This window comes from Gordonia sp. i37 (genome assembly GCF_002043085.1).
Lineage (GTDB): Bacteria > Actinomycetota > Actinomycetes > Mycobacteriales > Mycobacteriaceae > Gordonia > Gordonia polyisoprenivorans.
This window is the reverse complement of sequence record NZ_MVPX01000357.1, coordinates 33,596-53,328: the sequence shown is the minus strand read 5'-3', so window position 1 is coordinate 53,328 and position 19,733 is coordinate 33,596. Positions and strand designations below refer to the sequence as shown.

11 protein-coding genes, 1 pseudogene and 1 CRISPR repeat array (1 of these 13 cut by a window edge) are annotated in these 19,733 nt (G+C 63.1%); of the genes and pseudogenes, 10 read left to right on the top strand and 2 right to left on the bottom strand.

Annotated elements, in window-relative coordinates:
* The 4 genes from B1964_RS17395 to B1964_RS17380 form a co-directional block, all read left to right on the top strand.
* On the top strand, positions 1 to 1,015 hold a 1,015-nt coding region (locus B1964_RS17395), incomplete at its 5' end, for an ATP-binding protein (RefSeq protein WP_079930650.1).
* On the top strand, positions 1,012 to 3,963 hold the full coding sequence (locus B1964_RS17390) for a Z1 domain-containing protein (RefSeq protein WP_079930649.1): 2,952 nt from the start codon (positions 1,012 to 1,014) through the stop codon (positions 3,961 to 3,963). The genes B1964_RS17395 and B1964_RS17390, both read left to right, overlap by 4 nt.
* A gap of 24 nt (positions 3,964 to 3,987) precedes the next feature.
* Entirely contained in the window at positions 3,988 to 4,845 is an 858-nt protein-coding gene (locus B1964_RS17385; RefSeq protein WP_006370421.1) for a ParA family protein, read from the top strand.
* Positions 4,842 to 5,327 carry a hypothetical protein gene (locus B1964_RS17380; protein WP_079930648.1) on the top strand — a complete coding sequence of 162 codons (486 nt, stop codon included), beginning with the start codon at positions 4,842 to 4,844 and terminating at the stop codon, positions 5,325 to 5,327. Before B1964_RS17385 ends, B1964_RS17380 begins: the two co-directional genes overlap by 4 nt.
* A gap of 36 nt (positions 5,328 to 5,363) precedes the next feature.
* On the opposite strand, the gene B1964_RS31450 is transcribed toward B1964_RS17380, so the two are convergent.
* Together B1964_RS31450 and B1964_RS31445 are read right to left on the bottom strand one after the other, a co-directional pair.
* Positions 5,364 to 5,885, bottom strand: a complete 522-nt coding sequence (locus B1964_RS31450; RefSeq protein ID WP_290440714.1) for a DUF234 domain-containing protein — start codon at positions 5,883 to 5,885, stop codon at positions 5,364 to 5,366.
* Between the two features lie 258 nt (positions 5,886 to 6,143).
* Positions 6,144 to 6,674 (bottom strand): annotated as a pseudogene (locus B1964_RS31445) (ATP-binding protein); the annotation flags it as partial.
* Between the two features lie 446 nt (positions 6,675 to 7,120).
* On the opposite strand from B1964_RS31445, the gene B1964_RS17370 reads away from it, so the two are divergent.
* The 6 genes from B1964_RS17370 (at position 7,121) to cas2 (ending at position 16,225) form a co-directional block, all read left to right on the top strand.
* Positions 7,121 to 9,511: a CRISPR-associated helicase/endonuclease Cas3 gene (locus B1964_RS17370; protein ID WP_079930646.1), complete on the top strand. Its 2,391-nt coding sequence runs from the start codon at positions 7,121 to 7,123 to the stop codon at positions 9,509 to 9,511.
* On the top strand, positions 9,508 to 11,760 hold the full coding sequence (gene csx17, locus B1964_RS17365; RefSeq protein WP_079930645.1) for a type I-U CRISPR-associated protein Csx17: 2,253 nt from the start codon (positions 9,508 to 9,510) through the stop codon (positions 11,758 to 11,760). Before B1964_RS17370 ends, csx17 begins: the two co-directional genes overlap by 4 nt.
* Positions 11,744 to 12,673, top strand: coding sequence for a type I-U CRISPR-associated RAMP protein Csb1/Cas7u (gene cas7u, locus B1964_RS17360; protein ID WP_079930644.1), 930 nt, complete (start codon positions 11,744 to 11,746; stop codon positions 12,671 to 12,673). Before csx17 ends, cas7u begins: the two co-directional genes overlap by 17 nt.
* A 6-nt stretch (positions 12,674 to 12,679) precedes the next feature.
* Positions 12,680 to 14,158, top strand: a complete 1,479-nt coding sequence (gene csb2, locus B1964_RS17355; RefSeq protein WP_079930643.1) for a type I-U CRISPR-associated protein Csb2 — start codon at positions 12,680 to 12,682, stop codon at positions 14,156 to 14,158.
* A gap of 117 nt (positions 14,159 to 14,275) precedes the next feature.
* Positions 14,276 to 15,931 carry a CRISPR-associated endonuclease Cas4/Cas1 gene (locus B1964_RS17350; protein WP_079930642.1) on the top strand — a complete coding sequence of 552 codons (1,656 nt, stop codon included), beginning with the start codon at positions 14,276 to 14,278 and terminating at the stop codon, positions 15,929 to 15,931.
* A gap of 6 nt (positions 15,932 to 15,937) precedes the next feature.
* A complete protein-coding gene (gene cas2 / locus B1964_RS17345) occupies positions 15,938 to 16,225 on the top strand; it encodes a CRISPR-associated endonuclease Cas2 (protein WP_079930641.1) in 288 nt (95 codons plus the stop codon).
* A gap of 175 nt (positions 16,226 to 16,400) precedes the next feature.
* A CRISPR array of direct repeats spans positions 16,401 to 19,733; the repeat unit is 36 nt; unit sequence GTGCTCCCGGTCTTCACGGCCGGGTTCCATTGCAGC; it runs 1,937 nt beyond the window's last position.

Here is a 19,733-nt window from a genome sequence, read left to right as displayed (position 1 = left end):
GCGGCCGCGCTTTCCGTTCGAGACCGGCACCGTCGTGGAATGGCGGGGTATCCGTACCTTTCCGAACACGGCGTCGGCGCAAGAGCAGGTCGCGTGGCTCGAGACCGTCGTTGGTGATCTGGTGGCGCACCTCGGCCTCGTGTTCCACCGACTGATCGCCACGGGCTTGGCGATCACGATCGATGTTCTCGACGAGGCCATCGGACGTGCCGGAGCACCGCGGACGGTGCGCGGAATCGATCCGTTCGGCTACCGGGTGAGCGGGCGAGCCGGTTACCCGCGGCCACTGGCGGCCCTCGGTCGCGACGCGGTGCAGGCGCACATCTGGCCGGCTCGCAGTTCGGCACCCGAGTACAAAATCGGTGGCCTACCCGGTCGTGACTCGCAGGGATTTTTCGTCTACCGCAATGACCGCCTGCTCCATGCCGCCGGGTGGCTCGGCGTGCTCCGGCCCCGGCCGGACTGGGCGTTGGCACGAGTGAGTGTCGACCTCGATGACGTTCTCGCCCAGCACATCACCATCAATCCGGAGAAGTCCGGGGTGACCCTGGACGCGACGCTCTCCGCCGCGCTGCACCAGGCGCTCACCGACGACTACCTCGATGACGCGGCGACCACGGCCGTCGCGGCCCGCCGTGTGCAGCGCCGACCGATCAGCGTCGTCGAACCCGGGATCGGTCTACCGGATGAGGTGGCCGACGAGTTCGCCGACAGCTTCTCGTTCGTGGACACGGCGGAGCCGGTCGCGATCGGGTGGCGGGTGCTGGCCGCCGATCGGTTCTTCGAAGTTGATCTGGAGTCACGCACGTTGTGGCTCAACGCCCGGTTCCGCACCCAACTGGGTGGGCGTCGGCGTTCCGCCGACGACGTTCCGGTGCTGCGGACTCTGGTGTACCTCCTTGCCCAGGACATGTTCGACGCCGTGCGGCATAGTGCCAGACAGGTCGAGCAGATGGATGCCTGGCAACGTGTCCTGATCGCGGCGCTCGCCGCCGACGAGGGGAGTCCGAAGTGATCGACGTGGTGATTGACGCCCTGGTCCGAGAGTTCACGACCGACCTCGCACCGACTCGATTTCTCGGCGCGGTGGCCGGGCGCGTGATGGACGCCGGACACGACCCCTCCGCCGTCACCATGGATCTGGTGGTCGACGTCATGGTCTCCGACGAGGCCGCGTCGGTCCAGTCGGCGGTGCGATCGGCCCTGATTCGTTGGGACGCCGAAGAGGCTGCGGCGTGGACCGGTGGTACCGAGGCACAGACCCCCGAACGCAGGACCCTGATCTATACGCTCCTCGGGATTCCGCCCGCGGCCTTCGAGCCGCTCACCGAGGATTTCCCGATCACCGGCGGGCCGACGGTGATCGTTGCGCCGCAGCCCTGGGAGCCCTGGTACGTGCCGGAACGGCGTGCGGCGCAGGACTTCTACTGGTCTGCCTATCGTCGACTCCTCCTCGACAAGGGGTGGGACGGGGATACCGTCGATGATCTGGAGGTGGCCACCAACGCCGTCGTGCAGCGTCTGGCGGATCCGACTCGTGAGGAGCCGTATCAGTCCAAGGGGCTGGTCGTCGGCTACGTGCAGAGTGGCAAGACTGCCAACTTCACCGGTGTGATCGCGAAGGCGATCGACGCCGGGTATCGGTTGGTGATCGTGCTGACCGGGACGATCGAGTTGTTGCGCAGTCAGACCCAGCGTCGGCTCGACATGGAACTCATCGGCATGCAGAACATCGACGAGGTCGAGTACGCCAACGACGAGGATTGGCACGCCGGCAAGTTCCTCCATCACGTGCTCGACCCGAATCACTCCAACGAGGCTCCCGCCATCCGTCGACTGACCGGTCGTGTCGACGACTACAAGGCGCTCGCGAAGGGGATCGGCACGCTGCACTACGAGTTCGTTGATCATTCGAAGCCGTTGTTCGACCCGGTCAACCTCTTCCAGAGCAACGTTCGGGTTGCGGTGGTCAAGAAGAACGCGGCGGTGCTGAAGAAACTCGTCGCCGACGTCGGACGGATCCCTACACCGCTCGACCAGCTCCCGACTCTGATCATCGATGACGAAGCAGACCAGGCGTCGGTGAACACGCAGAACCCCAAGAGCTTTGCCGCAGGGCGGATCGAGCGCACCGCGATCAACGAACAGATCTCGCTGCTTCTCGAGCGGCTCGGACGCAGTCAGTACGTCGGCTACACCGCCACACCGTTCGCGAATGTGTTTGTCGATCCGGATGATTCAGTGAACATCTTCCCGAACGACTTCATCGTCAGCCTCGACCGCCCCAAGCAGTACATGGGTGGTGCCGACTTCCACGACGGCGACACCGACCTCGGCGATGATCTCTCCGAGACGGTCGAGAAGACCCCTGCCAACTCCAACGAGAAAGCCTTTGTCCGGGGTCTGCGAGCCCAATGCGACGAGGACCGTGACGCCGAACGGTTGGGGGCGCTGGACTCCTACGTGCTGGCCGGGGCGATCAAATTGTTCCGGCAGAGCCGGGGAGTTCGTGGGGACTTCCGTCACCACACGATGCTCGTGCACGAATCGGTCAAACAGCAGGAGCACGAGTCCCTCGCCGCCGACTTCGAGAGTCTCTGCAAAAATGCAGGCTACAGTCAGCCGCACGGACTGGCGCGCCTGGAGGGGCTGTGGGACAGCGATTTTCGTGTGGTCTCGGCCGATCGTGCCGAGCCGGGGACACCGACCCCTCAGACCTTCGACGAGCTCGAGGAGTTCGTCGGGGAGGCATGCGACCGGATCGGCGCGGGGATCAGTCCGGTGATCATCGTCAACGGTGCCGCGGACAAGGATTATGTACAGGAACCGTTGGACTTCCAGGAACGCTCGGTGTGGAAGATCCTGGTGGGCGGCACCAAGCTGAGCCGCGGCTTCACCGTCGAAGGGCTGACCACCACTTACTACACCCGGCGAACTGCACAGGCGGACACGCTGATGCAGATGGGTCGATGGTTCGGTTTCCGCCCCGGATACCGAGATCTGGTGCGGCTGTTCATCGGTCGGGAGGTTCCCGGACCCGGCGGGACGGTGGTCGACATGTATGCCGCGTTCGAGGCCATCGTCGGCGACGAGGAGGAGTTCCGCGACGAACTGCGAAGATTCAAGGGGCTGAACGAAGCCGGCGAGCCGATGGTCACGCCACGAGACGTGCCGCCGATGGTGTTCCAGCGGCTGCCATGGCTCAAGCCGACCGCCACCAACAAGATGTACAACGCAGAGTTGAGCTATCGCAGCGTCGGCGGCCAGAGTTTCAGTTTCACGATGCAGGCCCCGCGCGGCGACGGCGCCAACAATGCGAGCCATTTCCGCGCCGTTCGTCCGTTGCTCGACGCACTCGAGCGTACCGGTTCGTTCTCGTTCATCGACAAGGACCAGACGCCACGGATCTTCGAGGCGAGCTACGGGATCGTCGGTGCCGACGTCGTTCTCGACGCGATCAGCCAGTTCGTGTGGGATGCCAACTGGGACTTCGAGCCACACCGCAAGGCCTTCGAGTCGGCGATCGAGCGTGGTGCGCTGGAAGATCTCGCGATCCTGCTGCCGATCCCGAAGACCAAGAAGCCGGTGATGATCGGCGACTACCCGAGAGAACTTCCTCTCGTGAACCGCAAACGTGAAGAGGCCGAGTACCGCACCGGATTCACCGGCACCGCGGTGCGCGAGCGGGATGCCATCGAGCACATCGCCGGCAATCCGAAGAAAGACGTCGGTGGTCCACTCGCGGCGCAGCTCCGGAAGCGGACGCGCGGCGCGATGATCCTGTTGTTCGCCAGCGACCCACCGCCGCGAAGCCGGCATATCAAGTCGCACAAGCGCGGTGTGGCCGACCCGCGTGACGTGGCGACCCTGTTCTCCTACGCGCTTCCATACCTGGCCGATCCTTCGCCGAAGGTCGGATTCACCGTCCGCAAGGACGGAGCAGGAGCGATTGTCGATGCGTGATCACAAGAAAGGTGAGAGTTCTCGATGGCAAAGGTGATCGCGACGATCAGCTTGAAGGGCGGGGTCGGCAAGACCACCGTCACCGGCGGACTCGCTGAGTTCATGTCGGCGGAGTTCGGTCAGCGAGTGCTGCTCATCGACCTCGACTCGCAGATCAACCTGACCACGATGATGATCAGCGAGGCACGGTGGTTCGAGCTCAACACCAACGGCCGGACCCTGGCAACGCTGTTCTCCGACGCGGTCAACGGCACCGAGTACTTCCGGCTCGACGAGGCGATCGAGCGGGGCGTGTCGCCGGTGAAGCGGGTGACGACCGTCGATTTGCTCGCGTCGTCGCTCGATCTCATCGAGGTGCAGGAAGAACTGAGCGCCCTGCGCGTGCAAGGCGGGGTAGCAGACGGGGGCACCGGCTTTCTGCGGCAGGCGATCGCGCCGGTTATCGACTTCTACGATTACGTCCTGATCGACTGCCCGCCGAACATCGGACCGGTGACCCTCAACGGTCTGGCCGCGGCGGACGCCTACATCATCCCGACGATCCCGGATGTGTTGTCCACCTATGGAATTCCGCAGATCCAGAATCGCGTGCGCAAGTTCAGCGAGGAGATCGGACGGACCATCGTCGAACTGGGCGTGGTGATCACCAAGTACAAGGCCAATTCCGCTGTGCACCGGTCGACGACCAAACGTCTACGCCGTGACCCCACCATCCAGAACGTGCTGCCCAGCTACATCAACGAGGCCAACTCGGTGGCTGCGGCGGCGGAGTTCGCCGGCTACGGGACGCTCAAGACCAAGTACGGCACGCAGGGGCAGTTCGACCAGTTCCGCGCCCTCACCGTCGACGTGATGACCGAGGCACAGGGGAAGATCGAATGAGTTCTGACGACGCACGCCGCCGCACGGAGTACTCCGCCATCGGAGGAGCCCTCGCCCAGCTCGACAGCAAGAATCCGCAAGCGGCGCAACTAATTGCCGGGCTGACGCGGGTGATCATCGACGAGGCGGAGAAGTCCACGAGGTTTGCCGCGGCACTCGTCGGCGTCATCGACTCGCTGCGCGACGACGGGGCGACGGCGCCCGTTGCGGTACGGGCGCCGCGGAAGCGAGCACCGGCCAAGAAGAAGGTCGCGCGGCAACCGGGTGCTTTTGACCCGTTTGTGGTCTACCGGGAGTCGGGAGCTGTCGGACTCGGGGAGCGACTTGCGTCGCTGGATCTCGAGCAACTGCGTGACATCATCGCCGAACAGGAACTCGACACGCGCAAGGAAACCGCGCGCAAACGCAACCTCGAGGTGATCTCCGCCTGGATCGTCGAGCGCGTCGAGGCGTCGGAGAACAAGGGGAGTGTGTTCCGGTAGGGCATTGCCGGCGAGGCCCGTTCGAACGAGAAGGGTTCAGGGCTGCGGTCCGAACACATCGTCCGGGGTCACCGCGAGGATGTTGTCGGTAAGGCTGATCCGATTTCGTGCGGCCAGAAGGTAGGTGATCGAGTCGACGTCGTCGACGAGAGCCGCCGCCTTGTCTCGTAGCGTGCGCAGCAATCCGGGGTCGCTGATGTCGCTGCGCCACTTGACCTTTCCGCACAGGGTGACCGTCTCGGCTCGGCCGCTGAGCGCGACGAGATCGATCTCGACAGAAGACGTACGGTTCCACCAACGACCGACACGCACGATCTCGGGTCCGATGGTTCCAGCTGCCGCCATACGTCTGACATGGCGAAGCACCATGTCCTCCCATCGGTCACCCATGAAGTCATCGAGAGTGTCGATCAGCACGGGCAGGATCGATTCGCCCAGTCCGCGTTCGATCTCGGTTTTGTACGACTCCACAACTCGTAGGTAGAACGCGAGGAAGTTGTCGACGATGCGGTAGATTCGGCGTCGCGTCGAGCTCTCTTTCTCGGTGACGGGGACCATCCGCTCGACAATTCCCAGCGAGACAAGGCGATCGAGCGTACGCGTCGGGTTGAATCGGGTGATGTCCTGGATCTCGCTGTATCGCGTCCGACCGGAAGCGATCGCGTGCAACACCGCGGCGGGGGACTCCTGAGCCTCGAGTTCGGTTGCCATCACGAGTTCACCCTCGGTGAGCAGCGGCGCCGACGGAGCGATCACCAGTCGACGGAGGTTGTCGGTGATCGAGGCCGATGTGTCCCACCAATTGAGGTATAGCGGCATTCCGCCGAGCAGGCCGTATATCAGTGCCTGCTCCCGCGCGGAGATTCCGCTGAGGATCTGGGCGGCCTCCCATGGTTCGAACGGCTGCACATGGAGTCGCAGGGTGAATCGTCCGAACAGAGCCGAACGTTCGGCCTGCAATTCTTGCATCGCTCGCACCGCGGAGCCGCAGAGGAGAACGCGCAATCGCGAGCTGTTCCTGGTGCGTTCGAGGAACGCGCGCAGCAGATTGTCCAGGCGTGGAGTGGACCGCAGGATCTCGGGGAATTCGTCGAGTACGAGCAGGATCTGGCGGTCGGCGGCAGCAGTCGACAGGTGTTCGAGCGCGTCGTCCCAGTCTGCGAATGGCCGACCGATGAGGTCGCGTATGCCGGCGAGTCCCTGCCGATTGACCTCCCGACTGAACGTGATGAGTTCACCGCGCTCTGACTGACCGGTGGCGGTGTAGATGACTCCCGGAAGATCTCGCGCGAATTCGCTGATGAGCACGGTCTTGCCGACCCGGCGTCGACCCCACACGATGCCGGGCGATCTGTCTTCGGACGCCTACCACCGACGTAGCTCGGCCAGCTCGCGCGCGCGGTTGACGAAGTGCATACCAACCTCCCTAGCATACGCCTGGTGTATGTTACATCGCCTGTATGTTATAGCTGTCGCATGCTATTGCGTCGCTGCCTTGGTCGCGGCGAAAGTATCTGAACCCCGTTTCTGGCACAGTGGGGAGTGGATCGCCCGTTGCGCCCGCACTGAGTGCCGCGGTTGTGTGTCGCCTCCCGGCAGTGGTCGGGACTCCATTGAGGCGTATTTCTTGCAACGCAAACGAACGACACCGCGATCCGTCCCCCCAATAGGGGAACTTTGTATTACTTGCAACGCAAGCACTTGCCGAACGCCTTGACGCGATGCATCATCAGTACACCAGTTGGTACTGACAGTTATGGGACCAGCGACCTACGCACTCGAAGGAGCAGTGCATGTTGCAGTTCGAATCGTTCGACGACTTCTTCCGTGAGGCGACCGGGAGGCAGCCGTACCCCTACCAGGTGCGTGTCGCCACTGACGGCGCGAAGCTCCCCGACGTGATCGATGTACCGCCCGGACTCGGCAAGACTGCTGCCATCGTTCTCGGCTGGTTGTGGCGGTACCTGAATGACGAGACCGGTCAGGTCTCGCGCCGTCTGGTTCTCGCGCTTCCGATGCGTACGCTCACCCGGCAGTCGATGTCGGTGATTCCGCAGTGGATTCACGAGCTGGGGCTCAAGGACGCGATCGATGTCGTGCAGCTCGTCGGAGGCATCGGCGCCAACGGGCACGGCTGGCGCCGATCGCCCGGCAAACCTCAGATCATCGTCGGCACGGTCGACATGATCGTGAGTCGGATGCTGATGCGGGGCTACGGCTCGAGCCGAGGTGTCTATCCGATCGACGCCGGACTCCTGTGGAATGACACGCATCTGGTCGTCGACGAGACGCAGCTTGCGCCCGCATCGACCGTCACCGCTCGGCAGATTGCCGCGTTCCAGCGTGAGTCCGCTGCTCTGAACGTTGGCCTGACTTGTATGAGCGCGACAGTCGATGAGAACTTGCTCAACACCGTGAACAATCCACTGACACCCGAAGCCAACGTGCTTCGCCTGACCAATGAGGACCTGACACCCGAAGTGCGACAACGCCTCGATGCCGAGCGGGTCGTCCGCGAACTGTCCATTGCCCAGGCGAACCCCAAAGCGATTGCCGAAGCGGTTGCTGCGCACCATCGTCGGGGACTCACACTGGTCATCGTCAACACCGTCGCCACCGCTGTCGAAGTGTACAAACGGTTAGCGGGAAACAAACCCCCACTTGGTGAAACAAGGGTGATTCTGTTGCATTCGCGGTTTCGGCCGGTCGACCGCGATGGAAAGCTCGATGAACTTCAGCATCTCGACAACGCCGTGGTGGTCTCAACTCAAGTGATTGAGGCCGGCGTTGACCTCGATGCACGGACCCTGATCACCGAAGCCGCTCCGTGGCCCTCGCTCATCCAGCGCTCGGGTCGCTGTAACCGGGCCGGAATCACCGACGACGCCGAGCTCTGGTGGTTCGCGTCCGGCAAGAGGAGTCCTTACGAGTTGGAGGACGTCGAGGCTACGGCCGGGGCGCTGCGTGAGCTGGAGGGTCAGGCCGTGACCAACGCCCGGCTGTTGGATCTCGCCGATGAGGTCAAGACCTCCGCTCCTGCCATTCAGGTGTTGCGGCGCAGCGACTTTCACGCACTGTTCGACACCTCCCCGGATCTCTCCGGCAACGACCCGGATATCTCGCCTTTCATCCGTGACGCCGACGACCCCGACGTCCAGATCGCTTGGGTGGACTTCGTTGGTACCAGCCGGCCGAGTCAGGATCTGCGGTTGCCGGAGCATGACCACCGTTGTCGGGCGCGGATCGGTGATGTGAGAGACCTTCTTTCTGCCGGAAAACCGCTGTGGTTCTTCGACGTCGCGCAACCCGCATGGAGTGATGCGCGGTGGTCGGAACTCAAGACCAGCATGCCGATCCGTCCCGGCCAGGTATTCGTCATCGATGCGGAGAAGGGTGGGTACACCACCGGGTTCGGGCTGGACCCCAAGTCTTCCGCGCCGGTTCCGGTGCTTGCCGACGCGCCCGCCGACGGACCGCAGGGCGCCGAGGAGCCGGGGAGTGACGGCAATACCTCTGATAGCGGTGCCATCGGTTTCGGGGACTGGCTGGAGCTCGACCAACATCTCCGAGAAGCCGAAGACCAAGCGAAATCGATCGTCAACGCCCTCGATCTCGCCGCGGAACTCCGGGCCGACATCGTGCTGGCCGCGCGACTCCACGACATCGGCAAGGCACATCCCCTGTGGCAGAACGCTCTTCAGCGAACAGTAGAGGTCCCCGAATCAGGTAAGGTGTGGGCGAAATCGCCGGGGCGCGGACGGCTCGTGTACGCAGACGATGTGAAGTCGTTCCGGCACGAGCTGGCCAGTGTCGCGCTGCTCGACGCCGAATATGCGGATCTTCTCGAACCGGCTCGTGACCGGGATCTGGTGCGGTACTTGATCGCGGCGCACCATGGGAAGGTCCGAGTGCAGGTCCGCGACGACTCCGGTGACGCGAAACGTGTACTCGGACTTTCGCCCGGGGAGGTCATCATTCCTCGGTTGCTCGACGTGGAAACCCGCACCGCGACCATCAAGCTTGAGCCGTTCAAGGCGGTCTCGGATACCGCTGAGGTATGGGCCGATATGGTCCATCGCCTTCTGGGACAATATGGTCCGTTTCGCTTGGCGTACTTCGAGGCATTGGTTCGCATCGCGGACTGGAATGCGAGCGCACTTCATGAGGGACAGGCGAGCGCATGACTGAACATCGGTTTGTGGCTGCGAGAGGACGCAATCTGCAGCGATCACTTGCTGCGTTGGGGTTGGTGCGAGTGCTCGCTGAACAGCGTGATCCTGACCTGCGGTCCCGCGTCGACGGCGATGATCTCGTTATCGATACCACAGTGGATGACATCGCCCGATGGCTGGTCGACGAGTACAGGCCAAGGCCTGTGCTGAGCCCGTGGAATGGTGGCTCAGGCTTTGGGGAGAAGGACCGGAATCAGCGAGCGATTCTCGACGATTTGATCAACTTTTCGGATCGGGACCGGGTATCGGTGTTGCGAGCTGCGGTGGGCGTTGTCGATCGTCTGCTGGAACACGGGCGCGCAGAAGGGGGGGACAAGCGCGACCTGATCCGGGAGATCGGCAACAGATGTCCCGACGAGATGTTGCCGTGGCTGCGTTCGGCGGTAGTGGTACTCGGCAACGACGACCTGGCATTCCCACCGCTTCTCGGCTCTGGCGGCAACGACGGCCGTCTGGAATTCTCCAGCAACTACCACCAGCGACTGCTCGACGTGCTGCCCACCGATGCGAAAGCCGAACGCAGCAGCCTCGGGTGGGCGCAGGATGCGCTTGCCGGGACGTCGCGAGAGAAACTGGTGAAAGCGTCGGTCGGACAGTTCGATCCAGGAACTGCGGGGACCCCGAACTCATCGGCGTACGGCGCAGCGCCCGCAGTGGTGAATCCGTGGCTCTTCGTCCTGATGGTGGAGGGCGCCACACTGTTCGAGGCCGGGCCGGCTCGTCGTATATCCGCGCAATCCAGCGTGGACAAAGGCGCGGCCATGACGTTCATGACCCGCGGTTCGAGCGCAGGATTCGACTCCGGAAGCGACGACGAGGACATTCGCGGCGAGGTCTGGCTGCCATGGTGGAACCACTGGCTGCGTTGGCCGGCCATCCAACGAATCTTTGTGGAAGGTCGTGCGACCTGGCGCGGCAAGACTGCGACCAGATCTGGTGACATGTACCTTGCCGTCGGAACCCAGGGGGTGTCGGCGGTGGTATCGGAGTTCGATCGGTTCATCATCGCCAAACGAAATGGACTGGCATTCTCGGCTATTCGAGCAGACACAGTCGATGTCACCGATGATCAGCTGCTGCGTGTGGTGGCACTCGTCGAGGATTGGCCTCAACGACTCGGCGGTAGAACCACCGGGCTTCCGGGAACGGTCACCGAGGAAAGGCGGAGGTTTGATTCGGCGCGTGTCGACCTCGCGCGGAAGCGATCTCGCGCGGAGCGACTCAGCCACCTCCGATCACTGCTGCGATCTTTGACCCGACTCGAGGTTGCAGTCGGTCGCAGTCGGACGGTGAAGGAATCCGTGTGGCCACGGGCGACCAAGCGTGGAAGCGGGCAGGAGATGCTCACGATCCTCCGGGATGCGACGCTCCTCGACACTCTCGTCGAGACTCCGGAGTTTCGACTGGCACTCGGACTGGCATCACTCCGGTTGAAGTGGAGTGACGGACCGTGGGTGGGAACTCGGGACCTGCTACTTCCGATTATGGCCGGAGGAACGTCGAGACCTGCGTGGCGGGAGCGAAGCGAGATTGCCGGCTACGGAATTCGTCCACTCGCTGCTGTGATGACCGACCTGCTGGCACGAGTCGCTATCGATGCCGGTGCGATTGATGACGTCATGAGTGCAGGGGGGGATTCCATCTCCGGCATCGCGATGCCATCGAGTATCCCCGTGCCGCTTGCGCACCTGCATCAGTTCGCTGCCGGCGGTTTGGACGATGAGGAAGTCGCCGAGTGGTTCGACGCGTTGCTCGTCTTCGATTGGAGCGGAGAGCGAATCGAGCTCGACTCACCCGGATTGGATGCGGTGATTCCAGAGCCCGCGCTGGGGCTTCTTGGCCTGCTGCGGAACGGGATCGCGGCATCGGCGTCGGGAGCAAACGGCCACGACAAGTCTGACGAGCCAACAAAAGGCCTGACCGCCGAGGTACTCGGAGCACTTGTCGGTGGCAACGTGGATCGTGCCGTGCTGCTCGCGCGTCAACGTATTCATGAGGCAGGTCGCGTCGCCGTGTCGACAGTCCCGTCTCGGTCGGACTATCAGAAGATCTCGACCGCCCTCTTGCCGCGGTCTCCGCACCACGCAATAGCACCACAGTTCACCTTCTCGCCCAAGATCATCGACGACGAATCACCACAATCCGACCTGGCAGACGATCACCAATCAGAAAGTGAGGCCACCCATGGCCAGCAAGCGTGACATCCGTAAGTATCTCCTGGAACCTGTTGTGGGGAGCCGTTTCCAGCCGACAGGGTTTCCCGATCTGGGAGCCGCCACCTACGACGGACCGGGTGGTGACACACGACTGCTCGTGGAGTCGGTGCAGTCGCTGGCTAATCACCTCGAGGGAACGACCTGGGATGAGGCAGCACAGCAACCTGTGTCGACGGTCGAGGCAATTCCGTATGTCCGGGTCGTGGATGCGGACGGCGGATTCCTCACCAGCAGTCGGCTCGAAGCACATCGATTGGCGTCGGCGTATGTTCTCGATGCAAAGGATGGTGGTGTGGGGTTTCGCAAGACCCTCGTCGAGCGATTCGGCCTGGTGAAGAACAAGCCGCTCGACCTGCGGAAGGTCTACTCGGAGATCTACGCACTGGACCCGTTGAGCCTGTTGCACGGTGTGTTCTTCGCGCAGGGGTCGTGGCCCTGGCAGCCGAAGATCAGCCGGGCAGTGTCGGCATTCATTGAGGCGGAAGGGGTGAATTCTGCGGTCAGTGGCGGTGTGAAGAAGGACAGCGTCAACAACAACCTCGACAAGGACGCCGGCCGTACGTCGGATCGAGGTTATGGGATGGTTCCGCACCATCGCACCGAGTACACAGCCGACAAGATCACCCTGTTCGTGGTGATCGACGAGCAACAGATCCATTCCTACGGGCTCCCTGAATCTGCGACTGAATTGCTACTGGCGCTGGCGGACTGGGAGGTGGCGACACTCCTCGACGGTGGATTGCGACTGCGTACGGCGTGCGACTTCGAGGTGATCGGCGTGGATGGGGCGGGCGAGCTCCCGGACATCGAGGCGTCCGAGAAGCGACTGACCGAGGCCATCACGGCAGCCGATCTCGGTGCCGTCACCGAGCTGGTCTGGACCGGATCAAAGGGCTAGTGGCGCATGGGAACAACGGTTGATATCAGCTTTCCGCTCGGCCGATATCACGCGACCCCATGGGATGCGGGGGCGAACTCTGGGTACGTGGAGTGGCCACCGGCGCCCTGGCGGGTGATGAGGGCGTTGGTTGCAGTGGCGCATGCCCGATTCATCGATGTGGATGAGACGGTCGCGCTGCTGGGGCGACTGGGGAACCCATCGGCGTTCGAGTCTGCACCGATCACAACGGGCTCCACCAGGCACTACATGCCTGACATCAAACATCGCAGTGACGACCGTGGCGGTACCGACCTCGTCATCGACAGCTATGTGTCTGTCCAACGACGCAGTTCGTTGCCCGACCTCCGGATCCACTGGGATGCGGATCTTGCCGACGATGATCGGAAGCTGCTGTCAGAGCTTGTCGAGAACTTGCCGTACCTCGGACGGAGTGAGTCCGTGTGCGAGGCCGTGCTTGCAGAACAGTCGGCGCAACCGGATTCGACCTGGTGGCGAATCGGGGCGGTGGGCGATCGAGTTGAGACGGTTGTGGTGCTGGGGGCAGAGGGCGTTCCGACGCGTGCCGAACTCGAGGCGACACCTACATCAGTGCGAACGAAACTGCGGACCGTCTATCCGCCGGGAACTCGACTCCTCGGATACGGGCGGAATCGATCGGAACCCAGTTCTTTTCGTCGAGCAGAGGTACTGCGTTCGTCGAGGACGTCGGACAAGCCGATCACGACCGTCCGATTCGAGCTCCACGGGTCCGCTTCGGTAAGGATGCGGGACTTTCTGATGCCGACGGACGTCGCGCACAGCGCGGTACGAAAAGCGTTGCATGCCTTGGGCGATGATCCGGAGGTTGCGGCCGTCATCGGTAAGGACGGTAAGGATCCGCGCCAACAGGGGCACGACCATCTGCACATTGTGCCGCTGCCGTCTGAAGTGGATGGACTCCGCTTTGACGGATCCCGGCCCATCAGTTCGGTGGTGCTCTGGACGCCACGTGGGATGTCCCGTGAGGCGGTGGCGCGGATTTCCCGGCTGGGATGCCTGTGGACACCAGATCGGATCACCGAGAATTCTTTCCCGAAGCAGACGATGCTGGTCGCCGGTCTGGGTGATGTCTCCGACGTCGCACCTGAGATCGTTGCCGATGATGCAGGATCGACCACCTGGGTCTCGGCGACGCCGTACTTTCCCGTGCGACATCGCAAGAGGCGGTCGGTGCGCGATTGGATCGAAGTCGACCTGAACAAGGAACTGGGTTACCGAGCCGCGACGGCAGGAGTTGAGGTGGTGGACGTCAACGTTGACGACTCTCGCGCGACGGTATCGGATCTGGTGCATTTCCGTCGTCGACGGTTGTGGGAGCAACGCGACAGTACCCGCCAAAGTTTTGCTGTGACGGTCACATTGTCGAAGCCCGTTGCTGGACCACTCTTGCTTGGACAGCTGAGCCATTTCGGTGCTGGACTGTTCATTCCGGCGCGATCGTGATCATCTGACCGAACGACGGTATGCGGCAAGAATGTCGGAGGTCGGTGCGAAGGTTTCCTCGCACCGACCAACGACGGCCGGGGTTCCCACACCTCTTCCCACCACACGGAGCCCGTCATGACCACCGACTTGCCGGAACTACTGCCCGCCAGGATGCTCAACGAATACGTGTACTGTCCGCGTCTGTTCTACTTCGAATGGGTCGATCAAAGGTGGGCTGACAGCCACGACACCGAACAAGGGCACTTCACTCATCGCGCCGTCGACAAACGAACGGGCTCCCTCCCGGAACCCGAATCAGGAGACCCGGCCAAGCGTGTGACGTCGTTGCGAATCGAATCGCATGCGCTCGGTCTGGTGGCAGTGCTCGATCGCGTGGAGGACGGCGGAGACGGCACAGTGGTGCCCGTCGACACGAAGAAGGGTAAACCCGCGGCGAACGGGTTGCCGTGGTCGGCTGACGTCGTCCAGCTCTACGCGCAGGCAGCACTGCTCCGGGATGCCGGATACGAGGTGGATAGGGGCGTTCTCTACTATGCCGCGGTGCACAAACGAGTTGTGATTCCGATCAGCAACACCGAAGTTGCTGCGGCAGTGGAGATTGCGGATGAAGCACGCGAGGTGGCGTCAAGGGAGAACGCGCCGTTACCGCTCGTCGGCAGCAAGCGATGCCCGCGCTGCTCACTTCTGGGCTTGTGCATGCCCGATGAGACGAATGCGCTTCTGCGGCGCGACGAATCGCCGCCGCGGAGGATCGTTCCGCGCGATCCAGATAGTCGTCCGCTGTATGTCACCACGCACGGGGCGGCTGTCGGACTCAAGGGCGGGGGCATCCGCGTCGTCCAGAAGGGTTCGGAGCCGGCCGAGATTCTCCTCATCGATGTCAGTCAGTTATGCGTCTTCGGCAATGTGCAGGTGAGCTCACAAGTCCTGGCCGAGCTGTGGGCGCGCGGTATCCCGGTGCTGTGGTTCAGTTACAACGGATGGCTGCGTGGGTGGGCGCAGGGAGAGATGTCGAAGTACGTCCAATTGCGCACCGCCCAAGCATGTCTGGACGAAGCCACCGCCCTGGGGATCTCACGATCGATAATCTCGGGGAAGATCAAGAACGCGAGAACGCTTCTGCGCCGCAATTCTCGGACTGACGCCGAGCAAACCGTCCAAGCACTGGCCGGAATGGCCGATTCGGCCACCGGTGCCGCGTCGCCCGCAGAGTTGCTCGGAATTGAGGGCGCAGCGGCCAGAGTTTATTTCGAGAACTTCAGCGCTCTGCTCCGCGGCTCGCAGGATCAGATTGCGTCGGAGTTCGATACGAATGGGCGGAAGCGACGGCCGGCGCCGGACCCGATCAACGCACTTCTGGGATATGTGTATTCGCTACTCGTGAAAGATCTCGTTGCTGTGTGTATCGGCGTGGGCCTCGACCCGTATCTCGGCGTCTATCACCGTCCGCGATACGGGCGCCCCGCACTTGCCCTCGACCTGATGGAAGAGTTCCGCCCATTGCTTGCGGACTCGGCAGTCGTCGGAATGCTCAACAACGGGGAAGTCACTTCTGGTGATTTCGAACGACGCAGTGGCGGATGTTGGTTGACGCTTCAAGGACGACGGAAAGTGATCCGCGCGTACGAACGGCGACTCGACGTGCAAGTGACCCACCCGGTATTCAAGTACAAGGTCTCGTATCGTCGAGTGCTCGACGTCCAGGCGAGGATTCTTGCCGGTGTCATTCTCGGTGAACTTCCCACGTACACACCGATGGTGACCAGGTGATTCGCGATGGCCAGACGACGTCACCTCATCGCATACGACATCTGCGAGCCGGCGAGACTGAGGCGGGTGTGCAAGGTCATGGAAGCGTACGGCACCAGGTTGCAGTACTCGGTCTTTCTCTGCGACCTCTCCGGGCTGGAACGCACTCGTTGGAGGACAGATATCCACGGAGTCATGGACTACGGTGAAGATTCTGTGGTGGTCATCGACCTGGGTGCAGTGGGAAGCGCGGCGACCGTGACCCAGTTGGGTCGTCCGCGTACTCTGCCGGCGTCTGGACCGACGGTCGTGTGATCCTGGACGCGAGCGGTGAGTCCGCCACACAAACCCTGGGCAGCGCTCGCACGCTGGTCAAAGCGCTCTTTGAGAACTTCAGATGCGAAGGTAAAGTGTTCCTAGCACTCCGTCTATCGCACCCCTCGCGGGAGGCCTCGTTTCTGCAGGTCAGGAATGGTGAATTTCGCGAGCGGTGCTCCCGGTCTTCACGGCCGGGTTCCATTGCAGCAGGAAGTCGGATCGGCTGGTTTGCTCGTCGGTCTCTGGGTGCTCCCGGTCTTCACGGCCGGGTTCCATTGCAGCCTTCGGTAGAAGTCAACGTATGCGCCGATGGCTTCCGCGTGCTCCCGGTCTTCACGGCCGGGTTCCATTGCAGCTCGAACGAGATCCGTGGCTTGGCCGCGCCCTCCGCGACGTGCTCCCGGTCTTCACGGCCGGGTTCCATTGCAGCAGGATCTCGATGGAGCGGCGGTTGGGCGTGCGCGGGAGGGTGCTCCCGGTCTTCACGGCCGGGTTCCATTGCAGCCGTAGGGTTAATCGGACGCGCGCTGCGACGTGGGGAAGGTGCTCCCGGTCTTCACGGCCGGGTTCCATTGCAGCACGTCATTACCCACGCCATCGGTGCGTGCCTGAGTGGAGTGCTCCCGGTCTTCACGGCCGGGTTCCATTGCAGCGATACTCTGTTCGAACAACCGAGATGGCCGATCTTCCCGGTGCTCCCGGTCTTCACGGCCGGGTTCCATTGCAGCGACATGGCCTGGTGGGACTGCGATGTCACCAACTGGGTGTGCTCCCGGTCTTCACGGCCGGGTTCCATTGCAGCACGGTCACGAGCTGAAAGGCAGTCATGGGAACCGTCGTGCTCCCGGTCTTCACGGCCGGGTTCCATTGCAGCTCCGTGTCGCCCCACGCATCATCCGGATCAACGGGCGGGTGCTCCCGGTCTTCACGGCCGGGTTCCATTGCAGCAGCGAGGCGTTGCGCGACAACCCGAGTGTCGAGGACACGGTGCTCCCGGTCTTCACGGCCGGGTTCCATTGCAGCGCGTTGAGTTCGCGCATTCGCGCCACCGCTTTTGAAGTGCTCCCGGTCTTCACGGCCGGGTTCCATTGCAGCACCAACTCGTGGCCGAGTCGTTCATAGGCCCCCGTAAGCGGTGCTCCCGGTCTTCACGGCCGGGTTCCATTGCAGCGGCGTTGCAGTGCAAGCAGGTCATTGCGCACGTCAAGGGGTGCTCCCGGTCTTCACGGCCGGGTTCCATTGCAGCGCCAGTGGTGCCATTGCCGTGTAGCTCCATGTCGTAGAGTGCTCCCGGTCTTCACGGCCGGGTTCCATTGCAGCGACAGATTGCTTGCGCTTATTATTGCGCGGCTTTTTCGGGTGCTCCCGGTCTTCACGGCCGGGTTCCATTGCAGCGGGGAGTCTGGTCCGCCCGCAGCGGGCGCGTCGTACGTGCTCCCGGTCTTCACGGCCGGGTTCCATTGCAGCGGGGCCGTCGCGGTCTTCGTGTTCCCGTCCGTGTTGTGGTGCTCCCGGTCTTCACGGCCGGGTTCCATTGCAGCGTGATCCCTAGACTATGAATGTGCATATGCACACTGTGGTGCTCCCGGTCTTCACGGCCGGGTTCCATTGCAGCTCGGCACCGGCCACCGCCAACGGCCCGTTCACCTACACGGGTGCTCCCGGTCTTCACGGCCGGGTTCCATTGCAGCGTTTCGCCTGTCGAGGCGGAAGAGTTGAAGTGTGCTCGTGTGCTCCCGGTCTTCACGGCCGGGTTCCATTGCAGCGTGCCTCATCAGAATACGATGGGTCTTGGGTGGCGCGCGTGCTCCCGGTCTTCACGGCCGGGTTCCATTGCAGCGAGCAGCAGCAGGACGTAGCCCGCAGGGTGACGCCCGGAGGTGCTCCCGGTCTTCACGGCCGGGTTCCATTGCAGCGTCATCGAGAAGGCCCGCGTGTCGGAGGTCGCCGAGAGTGCTCCCGGTCTTCACGGCCGGGTTCCATTGCAGCGTGGTCGACATTGTCGACAACTCCGGCATCTACATCGGTGCTCCCGGTCTTCACGGCCGGGTTCCATTGCAGCTGATGGCGCGGCCGGTGGTACTCGGTGGCAATTACCCGGGTGCTCCCGGTCTTCACGGCCGGGTTCCATTGCAGCCCCCAGGCGAGCACCCCCTCAGGCGAGGGCATCGCCCGTGCTCCCGGTCTTCACGGCCGGGTTCCATTGCAGCGAGGCATGTTTGGTTGATCCAGGCTTCGAGGGTTCCGTGTGCTCCCGGTCTTCACGGCCGGGTTCCATTGCAGCGGCGGTTAGACAGTCACCCCGCACGGCGACCAACCACCGTGCTCCCGGTCTTCACGGCCGGGTTCCATTGCAGCGTATTGGTCGCCGCAGGTATATCCCGTTGTCGCAGGGTGCTCCCGGTCTTCACGGCCGGGTTCCATTGCAGCGAGTGCCTGGGCGGCGGCGACGCGGTCGTCGGTGGTGTGCTCCCGGTCTTCACGGCCGGGTTCCATTGCAGCTTCTTCACCAGACGATCGATGTCATCCTGTGCCTGTGTGCTCCCGGTCTTCACGGCCGGGTTCCATTGCAGCGTGACGGTCGCGCCGGAGAACTGGGCGGCAGTGAAGGCGTGTGCTCCCGGTCTTCACGGCCGGGTTCCATTGCAGCAAGTCGATGATGGAGCGCTACAAGCAGTCCGACGGCGGGGTGCTCCCGGTCTTCACGGCCGGGTTCCATTGCAGCTACTTCTCGCCCGAGGTTGCCAAGCCGATCCTCTCGCTGTGCTCCCGGTCTTCACGGCCGGGTTCCATTGCAGCGAGGAGACCGCGCCGGTCATCTCGCAAGCGATTGGCGGGTGCTCCCGGTCTTCACGGCCGGGTTCCATTGCAGCGTACTGTGCGGGCACTGTGCCCGGTCTGAGCTGGGCGGGTGCTCCCGGTCTTCACGGCCGGGTTCCATTGCAGCATCGGGCTGGCACGTCTCGACGAGCTCACGCTCAACAAGTGCTCCCGGTCTTCACGGCCGGGTTCCATTGCAGCGACGACAGCAGCCGTCGCTCTACCGCGCTGCTCGCGAGTGCTCCCGGTCTTCACGGCCGGGTTCCATTGCAGCGGGATTGAGATAGATGGATGTCTCACTTGCACCATTCGTGCTCCCGGTCTTCACGGCCGGGTTCCATTGCAGCTCGTTGCGCCACTTGATGATCGTTTCCTCGGCATCAGGTGCTCCCGGTCTTCACGGCCGGGTTCCATTGCAGCGAGCCATGAAATCAGTTGGAGCACCGAGGGTCTCGGGTGCTCCCGGTCTTCACGGCCGGGTTCCATTGCAGCCCTGTTTGTGGTCGAGGTGACCGAGACCATCTGCACGTGCTCCCGGTCTTCACGGCCGGGTTCCATTGCAGCAGGGAGAGCCGTTGGGCGTGCTGCCAGACTTCCCAGTGTGCTCCCGGTCTTCACGGCCGGGTTCCATTGCAGCGGTTCGAGGTGATACTCACACCCAGCGGCGAGCAACGGTGCTCCCGGT